The organism is Kordiimonas gwangyangensis DSM 19435 = JCM 12864 (assembly GCF_000375545.1).
Lineage (GTDB): Bacteria > Pseudomonadota > Alphaproteobacteria > Sphingomonadales > Kordiimonadaceae > Kordiimonas > Kordiimonas gwangyangensis.
This window is the reverse complement of sequence record NZ_AQXF01000002.1, coordinates 306,540-330,508: the sequence shown is the minus strand read 5'-3', so window position 1 is coordinate 330,508 and position 23,969 is coordinate 306,540. Positions and strand designations below refer to the sequence as shown.

The following is a 23,969-nucleotide window of genomic DNA, read 5'->3' as shown; positions in this document are numbered from 1 at the left end:
ATGCCGCTTAGCAGCATGACCGGATTCGCCCGCAGCGCAGGGGAAGGCGCAGGGTTCCGGTGGAACTGGGAAATCAAAAGCGTTAACAACAAGGGACTTGAGATTCGGTGCAAGCTGCCGCAGTTCCTTGACGGCTTTGACCTTCAGATCAAAAAGATCGTATCCGCAGCGCTCTCGCGCGGCTCGATCTTCATTTCGCTGTCGGCCATTCGTGACGGCGACGAAGCAACCTTCGAGATCAACGAGGAACGCCTGAAGGCCCTCATCGATGTTGCGGCTAAATACGGCGGGCAGGGTGGCATTGCACAGGCCAGCATTGACGGCCTTCTGGCGATCAAGGGCGTGGCAGACCTTACGATCAAGGAACTTAAGGAAGAAGAGCGCGAAGCCCTTGAGGCAGCGCTCGAAGGCTCCCTCGCGGCGCTGCTGACTGACCTCAAGCGCGCGCGTGACGACGAGGGCACGCGCATGGCAAGCGTGCTCAAGTCACAGCTTGAGGGTATTGCGCGGCTTTCGAATAAGGCACGTTCTGTGGCCGGCGACCGTGTGAAAGCAATGGAAGAACGATTCCTCGCGCAATTGGCGCGGCTCCAGAATACCGACAAGCCGGTATCGGATGAACGCCTGGCGCAGGAAATCGCTATACTTGCTGTCAAAGCGGACATTCAGGAAGAGCTGGACCGCCTGGATAGCCACGTTGAGGAAACCTACAATCTGCTCGCGAGCGACAAGCCCGTGGGCCGTCGGCTTGACTTCCTCTGTCAGGAATTTAACCGTGAAGCGAACACTTTATGTTCCAAATCCAGCGATTCGGCATTGACGAAGATCGGCCTAGACCTTAAGGCACTGATCGACCAATTCCGTGAACAAGTTCAAAACATTGAATGACAGGTGACAGGCAAGCCCTATGACCGCAAAATCAGTCTATTCCCGTCGCGGGCTTATGCTCGTTATCTCCTCGCCGTCTGGTGCCGGTAAAACCACGCTGACGCGCCGTCTGCTCGAGGAAGACAATGAAATTGTCATGTCGGTGTCAGCCACCACGCGTGAGCCGCGCCCGGGCGAAGAACACGGCAAAGACTATTATTTTGTCACCCATGAACGCTTCAAGGAAATGATCGAGCAGGACGAACTGCTGGAGCACGCTGTGGTGTTCGGCAACCGCTACGGTACGCCCCGCGGCCCCGTGATGACTGCGCTCGGTGACGGAAAGGACGTGATTTTTGATATCGATTGGCAGGGTGCCCAGCAGCTTGATTCGAGCACACGTGCCATTGACCTTGTGCGGATATTTATTCTACCGCCGTCTGTTCGTGCACTCGAAGATCGCTTGAAGAAACGCGGTCAAGATACTGAAGAAACTATCAAAAAGCGTATGGCACAGGCGGAAGCCGAGATCAGCCACTGGGCAGAATACCAGTATGTCCTGATCAATGACGACCTGGATGAAACGTTTGAATCGCTCAAGAGCATTATCCGTGCAGAACGCCTGCACAGGGAACGTCGGCCGGGCCTCTCGGAATTTGTGCGTAATCTTCAGGCGGAACGCCGCGGCGACGCTGAATAATCCGGCCTATGCGTCCCGCATCTCGGCGTAGGTGCGAGCGAGGCGGACATACTCTTCCACACTCACATCTTCTGCGCGGCGGGTTTCGTCGATATCCGCCTTGGCCAAAAGCTCGCCCGCGTTTACGGGCAGGCTTTTAAGGCTCGCGCGCAGCATCTTGCGGCGCTGGCCAAAAGCACGCTCCACCACAAGCTCAAGATCTTTGAGTTTCACGGTCGCGTCCAGCGGCTCACTTGGCTCATAGTGAATGACGGCGCTTGCCACCTTGGGGGGTGGCGTGAAGGCTGCCGCGGGCACATTGACGGCGATACGCACCTTGCCGCGCCACTGTGCAAGGACCGAGAGGCGCCCATAGGCTTTGCTGCCCGGTTTTGCGACAATACGTTCCGCCACTTCGCGCTGAAACATCAGCGTAAGGCTTGCGAACCAGGGCTTCCACTCATCAAGCGTCAGCCATTTGATGAGAAGCATTGTGCCCACATTATAGGGCAGGTTGGACGCAATACGCAGTGTCTCGCCCGGTTGCGGCGCCAGCAGCGTGGGCTCGTCCATATCCAGCGCGTCACCTTGGTGCACGGTCAGGCGACCGTCGTAAGCCCTTGATACTTCCGCGAGCGCGGGCAGGCAGCGTTCATCCATTTCAACAGCGACGACCCGTTTGGCGCCTTCTGCCAATAGGCCGCGTGTCAGGCCGCCGGGGCCGGGGCCGACCTCATAGACAACACTATCCGCAAGGTCGCCAGCGACGCGCGCAATCTTGCGTGTGAGGTTGAGGTCGAGAAGGAAGTTCTGGCCAAAAGACTTTTTGGCCCGCAGGTCAAACTCGCGAATAACCTCACGAAGTGGTGGTAAGGCATCACTCATACGGAGGTCTCGTTTTTCGCCATCTGCCAAGCCGTGCGAATGGCAGCGAGCATGCTGTCTGTCCGGGCTTCGCCTTTGCCTGCCAGCGGCAGCGCCGTACCATGGTCAGGTGAGGTGCGGATGATGGGTAATCCGAGTGTGACATTCACGCCGCCCCAGAAATCCAGTGTCTTGATCGGGATAAGTGCCTGATCGTGATACATGCACAGCACCACATCGTATTTTTTGCGCGCGTCGGCATGAAACAGCGTATCGGCGGGCTGAGGATCAGTGACATCAAGCCCTTCATCGCGCAGAGCCCAGACGGCCGGCATGATATGTGTGCCTTCTTCCATGCCCATGGCACCGCCTTCACCCGCGTGAGGGTTGAGAGCCGCTATTGCGATCCGCGGTTTCGTGATACCAAACCGGCCGCGAAGATCATGGGCCGCCACCATGCCAGCATGCGTAATGGCACCTGCCGTGAGGTGCTTGGGCACATCTTTCAGCGCAACATGGATGGTAACCGGGATTACCCGCAACTCGTCAGTCGCCAGCATCATGACGGAAGCCTTGTCATCCAGCCCGCAGCGCCGCGCGAGATACTCGGTATGGCCCGGCGCGGAAAATCCCACTTGGTAAAGCGCTGCCTTGTGAATGGGTGCAGTCACCACGGCCGACACGTCGCCATCAAGGGCAAGCGAAACAGCGGTATCTATCGCTTCAACTACAGCAGCACCATTGGCAGGGTTCAGTGTTCCGGGTACGACGGCTTCAGCGATGGAGACCGGCAACACAGGTAAGCTTTTTGCAAAAATGCTGTCAGCGTCACTAGCACGTTCGATCCTCGTAATTGGCAAATCGGCATCGACAGCATGCAATGCCTCAGGCGCGCCTACATAAACGAACGGCGGCAAGCCAATTGCTTCGCGCTCACGCCATAGGCGTGCGATCAACTCGGGCCCAACCCCTGCGGGCTCTCCCATTGTGATGGCAAGAGGAGCAGGGCCGCGCTTATCTGTGGTTGCCCGGCTCATGGTACGATTAGCGGTAGTCGATGATGGCTTTCCTGCGCAGGTCACGCAGGTAACGACGGCCCATCATGGACAGACGCTGCTGTTCCATCTGGCTGTAGATGTCATCGAAGTTTGGTTCCTGAACCGTAGGCTCCGTGCGGCTACAAACAAACAGCACACGCATGCCGTCGTCCATGGTTATGACCTCGCTTGCCTTGCCAACTTCAGCATTTTCAACAACGCCACGGATTTCCGGCTGGAGGTCACGCAGGCGCAGGTTGCCGATCTCGTTCCTGCCATCAGCACCGGACTCCTCAGCATAGCGCGGAACATCCGCACAGCTAGTTTCCTGATTGTGCAGGCCCTCGACAACTGACCGGAATTTGCTCGCGGCAGCTTCGTCCTGCATCTTTTCTGTCGTCAGGTGCACCTGACGAAGCGTTAATTGCGTATCAAGCGGGTCGGCCGTAAGGATACGACGACGGTCACGCTGTGCCAGGATCACATAACCACCAGCAGTACGGATTGGTGCCGACACGTCACCCACCGGCATTTCGTTGATTGCCGTCGCATAGGCCGGATCCATGTCTTCAGCCGTGATCCAGCCGAGGTCACCACCAACTGCGGCGGTTGAGGAGGCGGAAAGCTGCTGCGCCAGATCCGGGAAGGATGCACCTTTTTTGATACGGTCCACGAGCTCTTCTGCGTTCGCGCGAACACTGGCTTCCTGCTCAGGGTTGTCAACCAGCAGAACAATTTCCGCGAGACGGTATTCAAACTTGCCGCGGTTGTCATAAATGCGCTGGATGTAAGCTTCTACTTCTTCATCCGACACGTTCACGAAAGAGCCGAGGCGACCCTGCACGAGCTGGGACCAAGCGATCTCAGCTTCCATCTGGTCAAGCATGGTCTTTTTACTGGAGCCAATACCGCGAAGCGCTTGCTCAAGCTGTTCTGGTGTCTGGTTGAGACCTTGCGCGCGGCGACGGAAGAATTCCTCGAGCTGCGCGTCCTCGATTTTCATCTCAACGGTTGCAGCTTCCTGGATCTGGAGCTTCTCATCCACCATGGAGCGGATAACCTGCTCACGAACCTTAAGGAATTCCTGCTCGCTCGAGACACCGCCGGCAACTGCGATCACAAGGCGAAGACGCTGGTTGATGTCAAAGCTGGAAATTGGTTCGTCGTTCACCAGCACCTCAATGCTGTTGATCGCCTGCTGGCTCATGGCCGAGCCTGCGAGGAGTGCTGCCAAGCTTACGCCAGCAACACTGTTGCGAACCAGTTTCCGTGTTTTCTCAATAAGTCTCGCCATGCCCAAACTTTACATCTCAAAAATTTTCAAATCGGGCCACTCCCGCCCTTTGTATGGATAGCCTTTTAGACGCTTTCAAGGCGCGGTTCTAGCCCAAATTCTTCAATTTCAACCGGAACATAATGGAAGTGCCCGGTTCTACGTCACGGTCACGCGTGAAGGTTTCCCGCCAGCGCAAGCCCAGCTCAATACATTCGTTGTTGTAGGAGACGCCCACGTCATAGCGAACGCCGCCATCATTCTCGACCACATATAGAGGGTTGCCGGTGCCTACATCAACCGTTCTAACCGTCGCACCCGAGAGACGATGGGTGAAGCCACCGTCAAGGCGCCAGTTGCTGTTGATGTTATAATAGGCGCTGGCGCGGATTTCCTCACGGTCCTCGCGCGTCACGATATTCATGTCGCGGTCTAGTTTGAGGTAACCGGCTTGCATACCCACAACATTGCCGCGCATGGCAAGCATAAGCTCGTTGCGGCGAACCGCGAAGCTTTGCTCATCAACACGGTAACGGTGTTCGAACTGCAGCCAGTCTTTGTAGCTTACCCGCGTGCGTCCAACGATGTTGGAAACGTCACCCTCAAGGCCGGCGCCGTCAGCAAATACAGTGTCCGTACCGGTAATACGCCAGGACTGGCCGAGCATCACATCGGTCGACCATTCCTGGCCGTCGTAGCGCCACTGCATACCGTAGGTCACGCGGCTGCCTTCTTCCCACAGGTCATAGCCAGACGCCCGGTCAGCCGAGAAGAGGTTGAGGTCATTGAGCTCAAACGCCCGGCTATCCTCGTTCACGATGTTATCCGGCGTGCCGCGGCGCGGTGATACCGTCACTTCCACGATGGGTTCGATGGTGTGGCTGCTGCCACTTTCCATGAACTTCACCAGCGGCCAGGTGACGCTGACAGTACCGCGCACAAGATTGCGCCACTCGCTGCCGTCGCCCGTGCCGCCAAAGGTGCCACCAAAGACCGGATCGTCTGGCCGGTCAATGTCACCAAGATTGTAGGCGTCGGTGCGGGCGTAGGCTTCGAGGTCAACCACAAAGCCCTTCGGGGTGATATAGCGTCGCTCCCAACTTGCGGACAGCGATGCCCGTTGCGTGTCAAGGCCGTCACTGCGGCGCAGCGCGAGCGCATTGCCCTTGATACTGATGGTGCCGCCAAAGGGCGCGAAATCAGGAATGTATTCCGCGTCAAGCAGCGGCAGGGCGTGACCGGTCAGGCCCGAAATATCCTCAACCCGCAGGCCTTGGAAACCGACCGTGCGTACAGACACGTAGGAGCGGTCGTAGAAGCCCTCGAGCTTGTATTCGCTGACGAGAGTATCCGCATCGGAAAATTCATAGCGCCGCAGATAGGTATCGTCCGAGGCCCAATTGACCTGGTAGGTCGAGCGCCAGCGTTTGGAATGGTTGAAATAGCCATCCGAGCTGAAATGGCCGCGGAATTCGTGTTCGCCCGTCTGGTTACCATTGTCGTCCCGGCTATCGGTATAGGTGACGCTGCCGTCCATTTTATATTGGCCGAACCCAAGGTGGTGGCGATATTCGCCCGCAAGCACAAGACCTTCCTTGGTGGTAAGGATCGGTGTAATGGTCGCGTCCTGACTATCATTGAACACATGATAATAGGGCAGGCCTACAACAAAACCGAGGTTCCGTGTGGTCTGGATATCAAGCGGTAGCAAGCCGCTCGCACGGTCAACAGTTGGATCGGGGTGCGAAAAATAGGGTGTCCACAGGATCGGCACGCCGAATACTTCAAGCGATGCGTTCTTATAGTACAGCCGCTTCTTTTCCTTGTTGTGGACCACACGCACGGCCTTGATCTGCCAAAGCGGTGCCTTGCCGCTGCCGTCCGCACAGACTTCGCACGGACTGTAGACCGCGAGGTCAAGGGTCGTGGTACCGGTTTCGCCGTCACGCACTGCATCAGCCGCCGCGACTTGCGCGCCGTCTTTCATCAGCAGCCGAACGTCTTCCACAAAAGCATCACGGAGCGAATCTGACAGTATAACACGGGGGGCGATGATGCGTTCACCGGTTGGTGTGGTCATCTCGACGGCGCCGGAGGCTTCGGCCGTACCCGTGCGCTCGTTATAGATGACCTGGCCGGCTTCGAGGGTAAAGCCGTCGCGCTTGAGGAGGACACGGCCCGTCGCGATAACGCTGCCGGTTTCGGCATCATAGGTGAGGCTATCGGCAGAAAGCTCGACATTGTCTTCAGCTGGTGCATCGTCCTGCGCGCGCAAAGGTAGCGACAACAGTATTGTCGACCCCATCAGCCCCGCAAGGATGAGCGACTTTCCCGAAACAATATTCCTCATAAGCACCGACGCGGTTCCACCGTTATTTTGTGTCTTGATAGCGGTTGCGCATTGGCTGCGCAATAATGAACGTCCATCCCCCGGCTTCTGCGCCGAACTTTCCTGCTGGATCGACCAAAAATGTGGCGATTTCACGAGCACCACTTGAACAAAAGCGCGGGAAGGGGCATTAGGTTGGGTGAGGTCGGCCCGGGCACGTCTCATGGGCCGGAAGTAAATGAAATTCAAAAAGAATAGAGGTTCCCATGCAAATCTCCTTTGCTGCACTTGAAATGCCGGTTTCTGGCGCTGTTGCGCTTCTTGTAGAGAAGGACAAGCCGCTTGCCGGTCTTGCGGCGGAAGCAGACAGCAAAACCGGTGGTGCGCTCTCAAAAGCGATGAGCGCATCGCGTTTTGACGGTAGCGCAGGACAAACGCTCGACATCGTCGCCCCGAACGGCCTGTCGGTGGACCGTATTCTTCTCGTGGGTCTCGGCACCGCGGCAGACAAAAACACGCAAGACTGGACCGAAGTTGGCGCCGCAGTTGTGGCTGCCCTTCTTGGTTCCGGCAGTGCTGCGGTTACGGTCCTCGCCGAAGCAGGCGCGGATGCTGTTGCGATGGCCGAAGGCGCGCTTCTCCGCTCCTACCGGTTCGATAAATACCGCACCAAAGAGCCTGAGAGCAAAAAGCCGACCCTGAAGGCTGTCACTTTCGCCACGGACAGCAAGGATGCAGAGAAAGCATTCGCGCCGCGCAAAGCAGTTGTAGACGGTGTGTTCTTCACCCGTGACCTGGTGTCCGAACCGGCCAACATCCTGCACCCCGAGAGCTTTGCTGACCGCATTGGTGAGCTCAAGGACCTCGGCGTTGAGGTTGAAGTGCTTGGCGAGAAGGAAATGGCCGAGCTTGGCATGGGCTCGCTTCTCGGCGTGGGGCAGGGCTCCATCCGCGAGAGCAAACTGGCCATCATGGTCTGGAACGGCGGCAACAAGGGCGACGCGCCTATTAGCTTTGTCGGTAAAGGCGTGACTTTCGACACCGGCGGTATTTCGCTCAAGCCGGGTGAGGGCATGGAGCAAATGAAATGGGACATGGGCGGTGCCGGCACCGTTGTTGGCCTGATGAAGGCGCTCGCGGGCCGTAAGGCGAAAGTGAATGTGGTTGCCGTTGTTGGCCTTGTTGAGAATATGCCGGACGGCAATGCCCAGCGCCCGGGCGACGTAGTGACCTCTATGTCTGGTCAGACAATTGAAATCCTGAACACGGACGCCGAGGGCCGCCTCGTGCTCGCAGATGCGCTCTGGTACACGCAAGACCGTTTCAAGCCGAAGACCATGATTGACCTTGCAACACTGACGGGCGCGATCATCATCACCCTCGGTCATGAGCATGCTGGCATCTTCACCGATAATGAAGAGATCGCTACACAGCTCAGCAAAGCTGGCCTCGATACCGGCGATAAAGTCTGGCGCCTGCCACTTCACAAGAATTACGACAAGATGATCGACTGCCCGACGGCGGATATGAAGAACATCGGCGGGCGTGCCGCTGGTTCGATCACTGCTGCGCAGTTCCTGCGCCGGTTCACCAACGATGTTCCGTGGTGCCATATCGATATCGCTGGCACGGTCTGGTCTGAGAAAGACCTGCCGCTTTCCGAGAAAGGCGGCACCGGCTACGGCGTACGTCTTCTCGACCGCTTTGTCGCTGACAACTACGAAGGTTAATCAGCGTGGCTGAGATCCGTTTCTATCACCTGCAGAACCAGACGCTTGAGGAAGCCCTCCCCAAGCTGATGGAGCGCGTGGTGGACGCGGGTTTCAAGGCTGTCGTCAAGCTACCTGCAAAAGGGTTGATGGAAACAGTGAACAAGGTCTTGTGGGATTACGATCCCGCAAGTTTCCTGCCGCATGATATCGAGGGCTGCGAAAGCCCCGAAGAGCAAACCATCTTCCTCACCACCGGGGACGAAAACCCGAACGGCGCCACCGTTCTCGTGCTGGTGGACGCAGTTAAAAGCCCCGACATCAGCAAATATGATCGTTGCCTTTATATGTTCGATGGCCGTGATGAAGGCATCGTGGCTGAAGCCCGGTCTGACTGGAAAGCCTTCAAGGATTTTGGCGCAGAGATGTCATATTGGCAGCAGCGCGAAATGGGTGGCTGGGAGCAAAAAGCGTGACGAGCGCACCTGTGCGGCACGAAAGCCTGCCGTATTATATCTCGACAGACATTACCGAGTTTGACTTTGACCGCGTACATGCGTGGCTTGCGGCCAGCTACTGGGCCAAAGATATTCCCATGGACATATGCCGCCGTGGGTTTGAAAATTCGCTTTCCTTTGGCTTGTTCCATGAGCACGACGGCCAGATGGGCTGCGCCCGTATGATCACCGACCGCGCCACTTTCGCTTACCTCGCGGATGTTTATATTTCCGCAGAAACACGCGGCCAGAAGCTCGGCCGCTGGATGATGGATGTGGTCATGGCGCATCCGGACCTACAGGGCCTGCGCCGTATGATGCTTGCCACGAGCGACATGCACCCGCTTTACCGTCAGGTGGGCTTCACTGACCTCGCCAAACCAGAGATCATGATGGAAATCACGGTGCCGGATATCTACACACGCAAGAAAGACTAGCGTTCAACCGTTCGTCTTGATGCTTTCATTATATCCCGCCAATTCCATTCCTACCGCTTTTTTAGCCGCCTCCTTCTAACCTGATAGTGAAGCAAAGCCACAAAGGGCTTTAGCGACAATCAGGCGGGAAGCCCTTCGTGGAGGCAGTGGCTATGAAAAGATTTCTGAAATGGTTTGTTGGCAGTTTGCTTGCGGGATACGCCATGGTGATGGGCGCGGCATATGCCTTCCAGGAACATCTGATGTTCTATTTCGAGCCGGTCGCAGACGACTATGAATATCACTTCACCCTCCCGCATGAAGAGGTCTTCCTGAGCGCTGATGACGCGCAGTTGCACGGCATTCTGTTCAAGAACGAGCTGATCAGGACAGGCAGCCGCCAGCAACGTGATCTCGTGATTTACTATAAAGGTAATGCCGGGAACGTTGGCAGCTCGGAGAAGCCCGCAAAAATCTTCCTTGATATGGGCTATGATGTGCTGTCGATGGACTACCGCGGTTTTGGTAAAAGCCGGGGTGAGCTTTCGGAAGCCAACCTGCTTGCGGATGCTGAGGAATGGTATGATTGGGCCGCCGCTCGCTATGGCCACAACCACATACGTGTGGTGGGTTATTCGTTCGGTACAACGTTCGCAAGCCATATTGCGGCAGCCCGGAACGTTGAAAACGTCATGCTGTTCGCCCCGATGAAATCCATCGCGGATATGGCTGTGCGTCGCTATCCGTTCCTGCCAGAGTTCCTGACCAACTATCCGCTCAGGAGTGATGAGAAACTGAAAGCCGCATCGGGCCATATCGTCATCTATCACGGCACCGCGGACGAAGTTGTGCCCTTTGCATCAGGTGCCGGCCTCAAGGAGGTGCTGGGTGAGGATGACGAGTTCCTCGTGATCAAAGGGGCGGACCACTATAATGTCGCGCTCCAGCCCCAGGTGCTGGCGGACGTTAATGCCCGCTGGTCGCTGCGCCGCGCACTGACAGCACAAAACATGCAGCCAGGAGCGGCAGGTCTTTCAGAAGAAACAGCCCGCTAGAGGCCAGGTACGGAAAACCACCCATCTTCGCGTTCCATGCGGGCGCGAAGGTGACGAGGAAGCTGAGCGTGACAACAAAAGTGAACGCCGCAAGCAAATAGCCTAGCGTGAAGAGCTTGCGGTTCCACCAATAAGCACTCAGCAGCAGCACGGTCACCAGCTCAATCACGCCGATCACATTCGATGCGCCTTGTTTGCTGAAATGCTCGGTCAGCCACCAGTTAAATACCGGGCTGGTTTTCAGGAGCGGTTCGACACCAGCCGCTTCAGGCGCGGTGAACTTCATGCCACCAATCCAACCCAGCACCAGAATAAGACCCAGAAGCATGACGGTTTCGGCATGGCGAATGCCCAGCCGCCATAGCGCGAGGCCAAGCAGCGTGACATATTTGATGATGCCTTGTCCCGAGCCGATCGCCGGGAATCCGCCAAGGCTATCAATCCAGACGTTATTGGTGAACATCAGGCTGAGCGCGCCAAGGCTATAGGCTACCACGAACCAGTAAGCGATGCGCTTGACCCGGTCTGGAACTGAATATAGCGCGATCAGCAGGCCGGAAAGCGCCTGAAGGCCGCCCAAGCCCCACATGATATACTGTTTGTGCTTGAGCAGACTGCCAAGGAAAGCATGCCCGGTGAGCCAGCGTTCCACAACCGGCGCGCTCGCGCCCGAGATGTTCATCAGGCCGAACCAGATGAGCAATACCGCGAGCGATAGCGTGACAAAAACTTCGGTGAATGTGCGACCGGGCCGCAGGCGTTCTGCAAGTGCAAACAAGGATGCCCCCTTGGGTAATAAATTTGCCGCAGTAGGCCGCAAGCTTACGGGTGGGTCAAGCCTATGACGCGTCGTTCACAGCGTCTTGAGCTTCCGTGTAGGCTTCCTCCGCCAGCATCCAGGCTTCTTCCGCTTCTGCAATCTGTGCGGTCAAATCGCCCGCGAGTTTTGAAAGCTTCGCCACCTTGTCTTCCTGACCGGGTTCATAGAGGCGGGGGTCGGCAAGGCGCGTGTCCACACGGTCTTTCTCGGCCAGCAGCTTTTCAAGCGCGGCTTCAGCCTTCTCGGACGCACGTTTGAAGGGCGCAAGCTGGCGGCGCAGTTCAGCGGCGTTCTGGCGGGCTGCCTTTTTCTGGTTCTCAAGTTTGGGGCCGCGCCTGTCAGCACGTTCGCCGGAGCGTTCCTTGAGGAGATGCTGGCGGTAATCCTCAATATCGCCCTCAAAGCGCTTCACATCACCTTTTTCCACGATCCACAGCCGGTCCACGCAGGCCTCAACAAGGTGACGGTCGTGGCTGATCAGAAGCACCGCACCGTCATAATCGTTGATGGCATGGATAAGCGCTTCGCGGCTGTCCACATCAAGGTGGTTGGTCGGTTCGTCAAGGATGATGAGCTGCGGCGCTTCGAAGGTGGCGAGCGCGAACATCAGTCGCGCTTTTTCGCCGCCCGACAGCGATTCGACCGGCCTGTCCGCCTTGTCGGCACCAAAACCGAAGGCACCAAGGCGGGCGCGCACTTTGGCTTCAATCGCATCCGGCATCATCTTCTGCAGGTGATCATAGGGCGATGCTTTGGCGATAAGCTCGTCAAGCTGGTGCTGGGCAAAATAGCCGACCTTCAGCACGCGGCTCTTGCGCATCTTGCCTTCCATTGGCTCCAACTTGTCAGCCAAGAGCTTTGCGAAAGTGGATTTACCATTGCCGTTCGCGCCCAGAAGCGCAATGCGATCATCCATGTCGATGCGCAGGTCAAGTTTCTTGAGGATCGGGTTGCCGACCTCATAGCCCACGCTGGCTTCCTCAAGCGCAATAAGCGGGGAAGAGAGCGGGTCTGGCTTCGGAAATTTGAACGGGATCGTATGTGCCTCGACCATCGTGGCGATGGGTTTCATTCTCTCAAGCGCCTTGAGGCGACTTTGTGCCTGCTTGGCCTTGGATGCTTTAGCCTTGAAGCGGTCCACAAATGCCTGAATATGCCGGCGCTCGGCTTCCTGCTTGGATTTGAGCGCCATCTGGCGCTCCATCAGCTCGTGCCTGAGTTCCTCAAACCGGTCATAGCCGCCGGTATAAAGGTTCAGTTTCGACTGCTCCAGATGCACGATATGCGTGACGGCCTTATTGAGAAGGTCACGGTCGTGGCTCACGATCAGCACCGTATAGGGGTAGGTGCGCAGGAAATTCTCAAGCCAGATCACGCCTTCGAGGTCGAGATAGTTCGTTGGCTCGTCAAGCAGCAGCAGGTCAGGCTCGTTGAACAGCACACAGGCAAGTGCGACCCGCATGCGCCAGCCGCCCGAATAGCTGGAACAGGGCCGCGCTTGGGCCTCGGTGTCGAAGCCAAGGCCGGAGAGGATCGTAGCAGCGCGGGCTTCTGCCGTGTGCGCGCCAATATCGGCCAGCCGGTTGTGAATTTCCGCCACACGCGCCGGGTCCGTCGCGGTTTCAGCTTCAGCCTCAAGCGCTGTCATCTCATGATTTGACTGCAGCACAGTCTCAAGCAGCGACTGCGGGCCACCGGGCGCTTCCTGCCCCACATGGCCGATGCGCGCCCGCGGCCTGATCTTGATCTCGCCGGATTCGGGGCCAAGCTCACCAAGGATCATCTTGAGGAGCGTTGATTTGCCCGCACCGTTCTTGCCAACAAAACCCACCTTGTGCCCGGCAGGAATATGCACGGTCGCGCCGTCAAACAAGAGGCGGTCAGCAATACGGAAGGTTATGTCATTAATGTGCAGCATGGCGCGCGGAGTATCACATGGCTGGCGCGCAGGCAATGGCACAAAAGTGGCACAGTGCGCGCACATGCACGCAACGCTTGGCTTTCCGTGCATTTGCAGCTATAAGGCCCGCGAATCTGTTAAACCCCATTATAAAAGGGATTAGTCACAATGGCTGTGCAACGTACTTTTTCGATCATTAAACCGGACGCTACCAACCGTAACCTGACCGGTGCTGTAAACGCGAAGCTTGAAGCTGCTGGTCTGCGCATCGTAGCTCAGAAGCGTATCCACATGACGCAAAAACAAGCTGAGACTTTCTACGCTGTTCACTCCGAGCGTCCGTTCTTCGGTGAGCTCGTTGAGTTCATGACCTCCGCACCGGTTGTTGTGCAGGTTCTCGAAGGCGAAGACGCAGTTGCGAAAAACCGCGAAGTTATGGGCGCGACCAACCCGGAACAAGCTGCTGAAGGCACGATCCGTAAAGAGTTCGCTCTCTCGATCGGCGAAAACTCCGTACACGGTTCCGACAGTGAAGAGAACGCAGCGATCGAAATCGCTCAGTTCTTCGCTGGCAACGAGATTGTTGGCTAATCCAGCCAGGGAATTCGTTTGCGAATACAGAAAGGCCGGGAAACTCCCGGCCTTTTTTGTTGTCTGGATATGATGCGCGTCAGGCGAGGGGGCTGATGAGGCCTTCCGTGGGCAGCGCCACGTCTTCCTTCACAATCACCTTGTTGCCCGACACACGCGCCTTTCCCTCGGCAATCAGCTTTACAGCGGCCGGATACATACGGTGTTCGTACGTGAGTGTTTTGGCGATCAGGCTTTCTTCCGTCTCATCTGCCGCAATCGGAATAGCGGTTTGCATGATGATGGGGCCGTTGTCCATCTCGGGGCGCACGTAGTGGATGGTGCAGCCAGCGAACTTCACCCCATCCTCAAGCGCACGGGCATGCGTGTGCAGGCCTTTGTATGACGGCAGCAGCGACGGATGAATGTTGATCATACGGTCTTTCCAGCGGCCAACAAAGTCAGCGCCCAGAAGGCGCATGAAACCGGCGAGGCATACAAGCTGGACCTTATGGTCCGTCAGGCAGTTGTGCACCGCATCCTCAAACACCGCGCGGTCGTCATAACCCTTGTGGTCAATGCAAACGGCCTTGAGGCCAGCATTGCGCGCGCGGTCGAGGCCTTTGGCGTCAGGACGGTTCGAGATCACAACCTCGATCTTCGCGGGATAATCAGCCTGCGCGCAGGCGTCAATCAGCGCCTGCAGGTTGGTGCCGCTGCCTGAGATCATTACACCAAGACGAAGTTTGCTCACGTGCTTCAAGCCTCTGCAGTGATGGCGGACCAGTCCACCTTGGCACCCCAGGTACCAGCCTTGCCGGTCACGCGGCATTTTGGTGAGCCGGAACCCGCGACGATCTTGCCGATGGTGTAAACGGTCTCGCCCTCAGCTTCAAACAGCGCTTTGGCAGCGTCTGCATGCTCGGGCGCGACCACAACAACCATGCCGATGCCGCAGTTGAACGTGCGGGACATCTCAGCCGTGGCAATATTGCCTTCGCTCTGCAGCCAGCCGAATACGCCGGGCAGGGCCCAAGCGCCGCTGTCGATTTCGGCCAGAGTGTCCTTCGGCATTACGCGCGGTACGTTTTCAAGGAAACCGCCGCCAGTGATGTGCGACAGCGCCTTCACATAACCCTTGCGAACGCCTTCAAGGCAGCTTTTCACATAAATCTTGGTCGGTGCGAGTAGCGCTTCACCAAGGCTCAGGCTGTCGTCAAACGGTGCCTTGTCAGCATAGTTAAAGCCCTTGTCGCCAACAATGCGGCGGATGAGCGAATAGCCGTTCGAGTGTGTGCCGTTCGAGGCAAGGCCCAGAAGCACGTCACCTTCCGCCACCGTGGAGCCGTCAATCATGGTGCCGCGCTCGGCCGCGCCCACGGCAAAGCCTGCGAGGTCATAATCCTTGTCGTGGTACATACCCGGCATTTCAGCCGTTTCACCACCGATCAGCGCACAGCCAGCCTGGCGGCAGCCTTCAGCAATACCGGCGACAACGTCCGTCATCTGCGCGACGTCAAGATGGCCTGTTGCCATATAGTCAAGGAACAACAGCGGCTCAGCGCCTTGCACAACAAGGTCGTTCACACACATGGCCACGAGGTCGATGCCCACTGTGTCATGTTTGCTGGCATCAATGGCGACCTTCAGTTTGGTGCCCACGCCGTCGTTGGCAGCAACGAGGATCGGGTCCTGAAAGCCTGCCGCGCGCAGGTCAAAAAGACCGCCAAAACCGCCGAGGGAAGCATCAGCGCCGGAGCGGCGGGTGGATGCCGCAAGTGGCTTGATGTTTTCGACAAGTGCTTCGCCAGCGTCAATGTCCACGCCAGCCTGTTTATAAGTGTAGGATTGAGTATCTTGTGCCACGATGAGACCTGTCCTGCCGCAATAAAGGCAAATTTGACTGCCAGCCTAAGAGCACTGGCAATTGCCTGCTCAGTTGCTATAAGGGGGCGTTATAGGGGCGCCGCGCCGGTTATGAAAGACTTTATGCATAACTATTTCAAAAATAGCACAGTTTTCCATCATGCTTTTGCGTTAATTCTGGGAATTATGCTCTGTGTGGCGCACGCGCCGCAGAATGCGCGGGCAGCGGAAGATGTGACCGACCGCCTATTCACCATCCGCGATATCAAGGTTGATGAGACATCCTCAACTGCCAGCCGCGCGCGGGAGACCGCGCTGGAGAAGGCTGAACTGCAAGCTTATCAGACCCTCTTGCGCAAGCTGGTTCAGGAAGAAGGTCGCGCTAAGCTGCCTGTGCTGAACCGCAACCAGATTCAGTCTCTCATTACAGCCATTGAAGTGGTTGATGAGCAGTCGTCTTCCCGCCGCTATCTGGCGACCCTGAATGTACGTTTTGAGCCGGGCCTTGTGAGCCAGTTTCTGGCTGACAACAATGTGCCGCACGTTCTCAGTACAGGGCAGGGTATCCTTGTGCTTCACGGTCACCGTCGCGGCCTGACCGAGATTCTGTGGGAACAGGACCCCGTGATCATGACCGCGCGCGATAAGGTGGACTGGGTTAACCGGATTCGCCAGTATGTTTTTGCCCGTGGCGAGATTAGCGAACGCGCCGCCATCACCTTCCGTGAAGTGCAGTCGCTTCAGGCCAAACAGGCAAGGGAAGTCGCTAAGATTTACGGGGTGCGCGACGCGCTGATGATCGCAAGTGACTGGTACCGCACGCCTTATGGACCCGTGCTCGCCTACCGCTACCTTTCGACCGATGGGAACATGGAAGGCGAGGGCCGGATTGAAGAGGTGGACAATGAAGCTGAGGCCGTTGCCGCCATGTATGAAGCGGTGCTTGATGCCATCGACACCGCTTGGCGCGGCCAACTGCTTGTGGATACCGGTGTTGAAGGGCATCTTGAGATGCTGGTGCCGACCACAAACCTCGCTGTTTTGACCGAGGTTCAGCGTAAACTGGAGGAGGTCTCGCTGATCCGCGCTGTGCACACCATTGAGATTGGCTTGCCGTTCAGCCGCATAGCGTTTGACTACACCGGACGCGAGGAACAGTTGCAGCTTGCGCTGCGCTACGCCGGGCTGACACTTGGGTTTTATGGGGATGAAAGGTTACTCGCGCCGAAAAGCGACGACGAGTAACCGGTTTTAAGGGGGGCAAACATGAACAAGTGGTTCTGGATTGGCGGTATCGCTGTCACCGCGCTGTTTTTTTACCTGACCAGAGGGATATTGCTGCCGTTTCTCGCGGGTCTTGCCGTCGCCTATTTCCTTGATCCGCTCGCTGACCGGCTTGAGGCGCGTAAGGTACCGCGCAGTGCGGCTGCGGCTATCGTTATCACCATCTTTTTCCTGCTGATTCTGGCGGTGATCATCGCCTTCTGGCCGATCATGCAAAGCCAGATTGTGGCGGCGTCGAAAACGCTGCCAGAGACACTGGCCACCCTCAAACCCAAGTTCAATGAGTGGATGGATGCGATTGCCACCCGCTTCAATCTCGATATGCCGCATGATGTTGATGGCCTTGTCTCCACCTTCTCCGACGAGATTCTCGTCAAGGTGCGTGAAGCCGCGACGGGGGCTATCAAAGGCAGCATCGCGGTATTCAACATTCTCTCCCTTGTCCTGATTACGCCGGTGGTAGCCTTCTATCTGCTGCGCGACTGGGACCGCATCATCGCCAAGATCGATAGCTGGCTGCCTGAACCGACAGCGAAAACCGTGCGTGAACAGGCCGAGAAGGTGGATACGGTACTTGCGGGCTTCGTTCGTGGGCAACTGCTGGTAAGTAGCTGCCTTGGTATTCTTTATGCTGTTGGTTGGGCCATTGTCGGGCTTGATTTCGCCATTGTACTCGGCCTGCTCGCGGGCGTTATGTCCTTCATTCCCTTTGTGGGTGCGCTTTTCGCCGGTGTTGTGGCGGTTGCCATGGCCATCGGCCAGTGGGGCTTTGACCCGGTGAATATCGCACTCGTGATCGGCGTGGTGCTTGTAGTGCAAACTCTTGAGGGCAGCGTAATATCACCCAAGCTTGTGGGGGACCGTGTTGGCCTTCACCCGGTGTGGGTTCTGTTTGCGGTCTTCGCCGGTGGTGAGATTGCTGGTTTTGTCGGTGTATTGGTGGCGGTACCTGCCGCGGCCGCAATCGCCGTGCTCGTGCGCTTCTATATAGATCACTACCTTGATCACTATGAACTGCAGCCTAAGGCCTCCGTGCCGCAAGCGAGCGAACAACCGGCCCATGTGATTGTTGAGAGTAAGGATACCGATGGCTGAGGAAATTTCCCAGATTCCGCTGGAACTGCCGCACAAACCCAGTTTTGCCCTAGAGGATTTTGTTGTTTCCAGTTCAAACGAGGCGGCATTCGCGCTCCTTGAAAGCTGGCCGGAGTGGCCTTCGCATGCGTTTGCGCTTGTGGGGCCCGCATCGTCAGGTAAAACCCACCTCGCGAGCGCCTGGGCACAGCGTAGCGGAGCCACGACTGTTGATATCAGCAAGCCGCTTGATGAATTGCCAACCGGCAAGCCGGTGCTGGTTGAAGATGCGGACCAAGCAGGCCGTGATGATAACAGTCTCTTTCACCTCTATAACTGGACAAAAGAGCAGGGCACCAGCCTGCTGGTCACCGCAAAATCGGCTCCCAACCTCTGGGATGTGGCCTTGCCGGACCTGCGCTCCCGCCTCGCTACTTTTACGGTGGCTGAACTTCATGAGCCGGACGATCATCTGCTTATGGTTCTTCTGGTAAAATTGTTTTCAGATAGGCAGTTACAGGTCGATCTTTCAGTGATAGGTTACATATTGCCGCGGATTGAACGCTCCTACGAGGCTGCCAAACAGCTTGTGGACGAGATCGACCGCAGCGCGCTCGCGGAAAAGCGCAAGATCACCCGCCCGCTCGCCAAGGCTTGCCTTGAAGGGCAGGCGCGGCAATAATTGTAACAAAGCTAAGCTAAGGCAACGCATTCCCTTGAATGCAGGAGCAAAATCATGGCCGACGGCGACCAGAAGCAAAAAGTAGAAATCGAAGCGAAAAGCGCTGATAGCTTGCCGTCACGGGAAGATATTCAAGCAGCTCTTGCCGCAACGCCGAAGTCAGAACGCTTCCTGAACCGCGAACTTAGCTGGCTTCAGTTCAATATGCGCGTGCTTGAAGAAGCAGAGAATATGCGCCATCCGCTCCTCGAGCGGCTGCGCTTCCTGTCGATCTCAGGTAACAACCTTGATGAATTCTATATGGTGCGCGTTGCGGGCCTTAGGGGCCAGACCGACCTCAAGATCGAGGTGTGCTCGGACGACGGTCTTACGCCATGGCAGCAGCTTCAGCAGGTCAATGACCTCGCGGAAACCCTGATGGCCAAGCAGCAGCAAGTTTGGGCGCACCTCAAGGAAGAAATGCGTGACAACCGCATCCTCGTGCTTGACGGTGACAGCCTTGATGACGGTGATCATGAATGGATCGAGAGTTATTTCCTTGAGAACATTCTACCTGTACTGACCCCCATCGCGGTCGATCCCGCACACCCGTTCCCGTTTATCCCCAACCTTGGGCTGACTATGGCGCTCACCATGGTGCGCAATACGGATAACAAGGCTATGGTGGCACTGTTACCGGTACCTAAGCACGTGCAACGCTTCATCCGCCTGCCGGGCCAAGGTGATGTGCGTTTTATTCCGCTCGAGCGCATGATGGGCCTGTTCCTTGACCAGCTTTTCCCCGGTTACCGCTGTGAGGGCAGCGGCGTGTTCCGCGTGGTGCGTGACAGCGACATCGAGATTGAGGAAGAAGCGGAAGACCTTGTACGCGTTTTCGAGAGCGCGCTGAAGCGCCGCCGCCGCGGCAAGGTTATCCGTCTCAAGATCGATTCGGGCATGCCTGAGAAGCTCCGCAACCTTGTGATTTCCAAACTCGACGCCGACGCTGAGACAGTTGTGCTTGTGGACGGCATCGTGGGCGTGAACGACACCAGCGAGCTGATTGTTGACGATTTCCCCGAGCTCAAGTTTGTACCCTATAACCCGCGCTATCCTGAGCGTGTCCGCGACTTTGGTGGCGACATTTTTGAAGCAATTGCAGCAAAAGACTTCGTCGTTCATCACCCTTACGAGTCGTTTGAAGTGGTGCACCATTTCCTGCGCCAAGCCGCGCATGACGACAATGTGGTTGCTATCAAACAAACGCTATATCGCGCGGGCTCGCAGTCGCAGATCATCCGCGCGCTGATTGAAGCAGCCGAAGCTGGCAAGTCCGTTACCGCTGTGGTGGAACTCAAGGCGCGGTTTGACGAAGAACAGAACATCAAGTGGGCGCGTGACCTTGAGCGCGCCGGTGTGCATGTGGTCTTCGGCTTCATTGACCTAAAGACCCACGCGAAAGTGTCAATGGTGGTGCGGCGCGAGAACGGCAAGCTCCGGAGCTACTGCCACTTCGGTACCGGCAACTACCATCCGGTCACCGCGCGTATTTATACCGACCTGTCGTTTTTCACCGCCGATCCCGCCATCGCGCGGGACGCCAACAAGATGTTCAACTATCTGACCGGCTATGTGGAGCCAGTGGGGCTTGAGAAGCTTATTCTGTCGCCGTTCGCACTCCGTGACCGTTTGATCCGGCTGATTGATGCCGAGATTGAAATCGCCCGCAGCGGCCGCCCCGGTGCCATCTGGGTGAAGCTGAATTCACTCCTGGATGCCAAGATCATCGACAAGCTCTATGAGGCCTCCTGCAACGGCGTGAAGATCGAGTTGATCATCCGCGGTATCTGTACATTGCGTCCCGGCATCAAGGGGCTTAGCGAGAATATTCGCGTGCGTTCCATCGTGGGGCGCTTCCTTGAGCACGCCCGTATCTGCTGCTTCGGCAATGGCCATGGCCTGCCGTCACGCCAAGCCAAGGTTTACATCTCATCCGCCGACTGGATGCCGCGGAACTTTGACCGCCGTGTTGAGACTTTGGTGCCGATTGAGAACCCTACGGTTCATGACCAGATCATGGGGCAGGTAATGGCCGCCAACCTCAAGGACAACGCACAAAGCTGGACGATGAATTCAGATGGCTCCTTTGACCGCGTTGTGCCAAAAGAGGGCGATAAAGAATTTATTGCGCACCACTATTTTATGACCAACAGTTCGCTTTCTGGTCGTGGTAAAGCCCTTGGCGGCGACCGCAAGATCGAGCCGGTCATCGCGTATGACGTTAAGGAATAGAGTATATGTTTGAAGCCGTTGCGCACGTGGACCAGTATCTGGCGGTAATCGATATTGGCTCCAACTCCGTGCGGCTTGTGGTCTTCTCCGGCCTGCGCCGGGTGCCGGATACCATTTTCAACGAAAAGATGATGTGTGGCCTGGGCGCTGAAGTTGGCGCGACCGGGCGCATGGGCAAGGACGCCATCAAACTCGCCATCTCGACGCTCAAGCGCTTCAAGGCACTCTGTGACCAGATGGAGGTCAAACATATTCACGCGCTGGCTACAGCCGCCGTACGGGACGCGAAAAACGGACCTGCCTTTGTGCGTCAGGTCAAACGCGAGTGCGGGCTTGAGATCACCATCATCGACGGTACGGAAGAGGGGCGTTATTCGGCACACGGTGTGCTGTCGGGCGAACCGCGCGCAACCGGCCTGATGGGTGACCTTGGTGGCGGCTCGCTTGAACTCGCTCAGATGAAGGACGGTCAGGTGCTGAACACCGTCAGTCTTCCCATCGGCCCGCTACGGCTCATGAGCAAATTTGGCACGAACCGGCAGAATATCAGACGGTACCTGAGGCAGCAGTTTGCAGGGATCGACTGGTTACCACAGTGTACCGGCCAGAACCTTTATATGGTGGGTGGTGCCTGGCGGAATATCGCCAAGCTGATGATGCGCGAAAAATCGAACCCGCTGCCCATCCTGCACGGCTATCGGTCCAGCAGGCGGGAGTTCACCGACTATTGCCGCAGGCTCAGCCGCCTCAGACCGCAGGATATCCCGTTTGGTGGTTCACTCACCGAAGCGCGGCGCGAAGTGCTGCCGGTTGCCAGCATCATTATGGCTGAAGTTTTGGCTGCCATCCGCGCCAAGGCTGCAGTGGTGTCCACTTATGGTCTGCGCGAAGGTTTCCTTTTCGACATGCTTGATGAGGATGCCAAGGCGATGGACCCGTTCCTATTCACCTGTCATGTTCTCTCAGCCGAACGCTGCCGTTTCCCTGAACACTCAGAGACCATCTACCAGTGGACACGCCCGCTATTCCACCGGAAAACCGCAGACCCTGAGCACCGGGACAAATTGCATCACGCCATTTGCCTGCTCGGCGATATCGCGTGGCGCGGCCATCCGGACTTCCGCGCTGAAAAGGCTGTAGAAACTGTACTCCATGGCCATTTTGTCGGGCTGAGCCACCGGGACAGGGCGTATCTCGCCGTTGCACTCAATCAGGCGTATGGTGCCGCGATCGATGCGCCGCATGTGGCGCATATCCTGCCGCTCCTGAATATCAGCGAGCTCTTGGAAGCAAGGATGATGGGGGCAGCACTCAGGCTCGCTCAGCGGCTTTCGGGCGGTGCGGTTACAGCGCTGACTGTCTCACGCCTGCGCCTTAGCAAAAGCAAGCTCTATCTGGGCGTGCCGCGCGCGTACAAGGACATCACCAACGATGTGGTGTTAAAGCGCCTGACGCAACTCTCGCAACTGATGGGCCGCCGGCCGGTGATTGAGTTCCCGAAGGACTTGAAGGCGCCGTCTTAAGCGCCTTCACCGTCCTCAAGCTCTTCTTCAGCCACCAGTTCCACCACGTCGATATCGCCGTCACGTGCGGTGAGGCCAAGGTTGCCTTGCATGAGTTTGACGGCATCAGCGCCGAAAATCTCATAGCGCCAGCCATGCATGGCCTTGATGTCGGTTGTGTCTGGTTCCGCGGCCCAATTCTCGAGGTCCTGCGCGTTAGCAACCATACGGGCAGCCACCTTGGCATCCTGACATTTGATCTTGAGCAGAACCTTCAGAAGGTCGGCCATCGGCGGTGTCGCAGGGCGCGGCTTGGCGCGCTCGATCTGTGGCAAGTCCTTGTCCGGTATGTTCATGCCTGCCTCAAGCGCTTCCATCAGGCTTTTGCCTGCGCGCGAACGGCTGAAGCCTTTGGGCACGCCGCGGATACGGTCAAGCGCTGCTTCGTCCTTGGGCGGGTGCGCGGCGATCTCGAACAGCGTTTCATCCTTGGCGACACGGTTGCGCGGTAGGTCACGCTCCTGCGCCTGACGCTCGCGCCACGCCGCCAGTTCCTTCAGAAGACCGAGGAAACGGGGTTTATTGGTGCGAACCTTGAGGCGCTGCCAGGCGTCTTCGGGCTGGATTTCATAAATGGACGGATCGCGCAGGATCGCCATTTCCTCATCCACCCAGCGCTCACGGCCGGTGGCTTTCAGTTCCTTCGAGAGGCGGCGATAGATGGTGCGCAGATAGGTTACATCACCAAGCGCATACTGGAGCTGCGTTTCTGATAGCGGGCGCTTGGACCAGTCGGTATAGCGCGCCGATTTATCAAGCTGTGCCTTCGCGATTTTGGTGACCAAAGTCTCGTAGCCAACCGAATCGCCGAAGCCACAAACCATCGCCGCAACCTGTGTATCGAAAAGCGGGGAGGGCAGCTTGCCCATCATCTGGTAAAAAATCTCCAGATCCTGGCGGCATGCATGCAGAACCTTGAGAACTTTTTCGTTCATCAGCAGGTCCATCAGCGGGCTCAGGTCGAGGCCTTCCGCCAGCGGATCAATCGCATGTGCGCCTTCATCATCGGCCACTTGCACAAGGCAAAGCATGGGGTAATAGGTGTTGTCGCGAAGAAACTCGGTATCGACTGTGACAAAGTCGGCCTTGGAGAGACGCTCACAAAGGGCCTTTAGTTCATCGGTGTCCGTTATCGGCAGCATGCAAATATCCGTTGTTGTTTGCGGCATCTAATACACAAGGATGGCGCAGCCGTCACCCTTTCTCTACAATCC

At 57.1% G+C, this 23,969-nt stretch carries 21 protein-coding genes; 12 read left to right on the top strand and 9 right to left on the bottom strand.

Annotated features, from left to right (window positions below; translation table 11 throughout):
* Positions 1–888, top strand: coding sequence for a YicC/YloC family endoribonuclease (locus tag B150_RS0106540; protein WP_020399096.1), 888 nt, complete (start codon positions 1–3; stop codon positions 886–888).
* Positions 889–907: 19 nt separating this feature from the next.
* A complete protein-coding gene (gmk, locus tag B150_RS0106535; protein WP_020399095.1) occupies positions 908–1,567 on the top strand; it encodes a guanylate kinase in 660 nt (219 codons plus the stop codon).
* Positions 1,568–1,573: 6 nt separating this feature from the next.
* Here gmk and rsmA read toward each other — a convergent pair whose 3' ends face one another.
* The 4 genes from rsmA to B150_RS0106515 form a co-directional block, all read right to left on the bottom strand.
* On the bottom strand, positions 1,574–2,431 hold the full coding sequence (rsmA, locus tag B150_RS0106530) for a 16S rRNA (adenine(1518)-N(6)/adenine(1519)-N(6))-dimethyltransferase RsmA (RefSeq protein ID WP_020399094.1): 858 nt from the start codon (positions 2,429–2,431) through the stop codon (positions 1,574–1,576).
* On the bottom strand, positions 2,428–3,447 hold the full coding sequence (gene pdxA, locus B150_RS0106525) for a 4-hydroxythreonine-4-phosphate dehydrogenase PdxA (RefSeq protein WP_051078140.1): 1,020 nt from the start codon (positions 3,445–3,447) through the stop codon (positions 2,428–2,430). Before pdxA ends, rsmA begins: the two co-directional genes overlap by 4 nt.
* A gap of 7 nt (positions 3,448–3,454) precedes the next feature.
* Positions 3,455–4,741 (bottom strand): peptidylprolyl isomerase, encoded by a 1,287-nt coding sequence (locus tag B150_RS0106520; protein WP_155859962.1) that lies wholly within the window; start codon positions 4,739–4,741, stop codon positions 3,455–3,457.
* An 88-nt stretch (positions 4,742–4,829) separates the two neighbouring features.
* Complete coding sequence (locus B150_RS0106515; RefSeq protein WP_238322563.1) at positions 4,830–7,070, bottom strand: LPS-assembly protein LptD; 2,241 nt, start codon at positions 7,068–7,070, stop codon at positions 4,830–4,832.
* 245 nt (positions 7,071–7,315) lie between these two features.
* Here B150_RS0106515 and B150_RS0106510 point away from each other — a divergent pair, with 245 nt between their 5' ends.
* The 4 genes from B150_RS0106510 to B150_RS0106495 all read left to right on the top strand — a co-directional run bounded on the left by B150_RS0106510 (position 7,316) and on the right by B150_RS0106495 (position 10,726).
* Complete coding sequence (locus B150_RS0106510) at positions 7,316–8,779, top strand: leucyl aminopeptidase (protein WP_020399090.1); 1,464 nt, start codon at positions 7,316–7,318, stop codon at positions 8,777–8,779.
* A gap of 5 nt (positions 8,780–8,784) precedes the next feature.
* Positions 8,785–9,234 (top strand): DNA polymerase III subunit chi, encoded by a 450-nt coding sequence (locus tag B150_RS0106505; RefSeq protein WP_020399089.1) that lies wholly within the window; start codon positions 8,785–8,787, stop codon positions 9,232–9,234.
* Positions 9,231–9,692 (top strand): GNAT family N-acetyltransferase, encoded by a 462-nt coding sequence (locus B150_RS0106500; RefSeq protein ID WP_020399088.1) that lies wholly within the window; start codon positions 9,231–9,233, stop codon positions 9,690–9,692. Before B150_RS0106505 ends, B150_RS0106500 begins: the two co-directional genes overlap by 4 nt.
* 152 nt (positions 9,693–9,844) lie before the next feature.
* On the top strand, positions 9,845–10,726 hold the full coding sequence (locus B150_RS0106495; RefSeq protein ID WP_020399087.1) for an alpha/beta hydrolase: 882 nt from the start codon (positions 9,845–9,847) through the stop codon (positions 10,724–10,726).
* On the opposite strand, the gene B150_RS19980 is transcribed toward B150_RS0106495, so the two are convergent.
* Both B150_RS19980 and B150_RS0106485 read right to left on the bottom strand, forming a co-directional pair.
* Entirely contained in the window at positions 10,638–11,504 is an 867-nt protein-coding gene (locus tag B150_RS19980) for a DUF417 family protein (protein ID WP_020399086.1), read from the bottom strand. The genes B150_RS0106495 and B150_RS19980 overlap by 89 nt on opposite strands.
* 61 nt (positions 11,505–11,565) lie before the next feature.
* Positions 11,566–13,464 carry an ABC-F family ATP-binding cassette domain-containing protein gene (locus B150_RS0106485; RefSeq protein WP_026168238.1) on the bottom strand — a complete coding sequence of 633 codons (1,899 nt, stop codon included), beginning with the start codon at positions 13,462–13,464 and terminating at the stop codon, positions 11,566–11,568.
* A 150-nt stretch (positions 13,465–13,614) separates the two neighbouring features.
* Here B150_RS0106485 and ndk point away from each other — a divergent pair, with 150 nt between their 5' ends.
* A complete protein-coding gene (ndk, locus tag B150_RS0106480) occupies positions 13,615–14,037 on the top strand; it encodes a nucleoside-diphosphate kinase (RefSeq protein WP_020399084.1) in 423 nt (140 codons plus the stop codon).
* 79 nt (positions 14,038–14,116) lie between these two features.
* On the opposite strand, the gene purN is transcribed toward ndk, so the two are convergent.
* Positions 14,117–14,770, bottom strand: a complete 654-nt coding sequence (gene purN / locus B150_RS0106475; protein ID WP_025896871.1) for a phosphoribosylglycinamide formyltransferase — start codon at positions 14,768–14,770, stop codon at positions 14,117–14,119.
* Positions 14,771–14,775: 5 nt separating this feature from the next.
* Positions 14,776–15,882, bottom strand: coding sequence for a phosphoribosylformylglycinamidine cyclo-ligase (purM, locus tag B150_RS19975; RefSeq protein ID WP_211205927.1), 1,107 nt, complete (start codon positions 15,880–15,882; stop codon positions 14,776–14,778).
* Between the two features lie 195 nt (positions 15,883–16,077).
* Between purM and B150_RS0106465 the strand changes: the two genes are divergently transcribed.
* Genes B150_RS0106465 through B150_RS0106445 form a run of 5 tightly spaced genes read left to right on the top strand, consistent with a single transcriptional unit; the run spans position 16,078 to position 22,716 of the window.
* Positions 16,078–17,127, top strand: a complete 1,050-nt coding sequence (locus B150_RS0106465) for a DUF2066 domain-containing protein (RefSeq protein WP_162139665.1) — start codon at positions 16,078–16,080, stop codon at positions 17,125–17,127.
* 21 nt (positions 17,128–17,148) lie between these two features.
* Positions 17,149–18,261, top strand: coding sequence for an AI-2E family transporter (locus tag B150_RS19970; protein WP_020399080.1), 1,113 nt, complete (start codon positions 17,149–17,151; stop codon positions 18,259–18,261).
* Positions 18,254–18,922 carry an HdaA/DnaA family protein gene (locus B150_RS0106455; protein WP_020399079.1) on the top strand — a complete coding sequence of 223 codons (669 nt, stop codon included), beginning with the start codon at positions 18,254–18,256 and terminating at the stop codon, positions 18,920–18,922. Before B150_RS19970 ends, B150_RS0106455 begins: the two co-directional genes overlap by 8 nt.
* Before the next feature lie 54 nt (positions 18,923–18,976).
* Positions 18,977–21,193, top strand: coding sequence for an RNA degradosome polyphosphate kinase (locus B150_RS0106450; RefSeq protein WP_020399078.1), 2,217 nt, complete (start codon positions 18,977–18,979; stop codon positions 21,191–21,193).
* Positions 21,194–21,198: 5 nt separating this feature from the next.
* Positions 21,199–22,716 carry a Ppx/GppA family phosphatase gene (locus tag B150_RS0106445; protein WP_020399077.1) on the top strand — a complete coding sequence of 506 codons (1,518 nt, stop codon included), beginning with the start codon at positions 21,199–21,201 and terminating at the stop codon, positions 22,714–22,716.
* Here the strand turns inward: B150_RS0106445 and rnd are convergent.
* On the bottom strand, positions 22,713–23,897 hold the full coding sequence (gene rnd / locus B150_RS0106440) for a ribonuclease D (protein ID WP_020399076.1): 1,185 nt from the start codon (positions 23,895–23,897) through the stop codon (positions 22,713–22,715). The genes B150_RS0106445 and rnd overlap by 4 nt on opposite strands.
* Positions 23,898–23,969 lie beyond the last annotated feature (72 nt).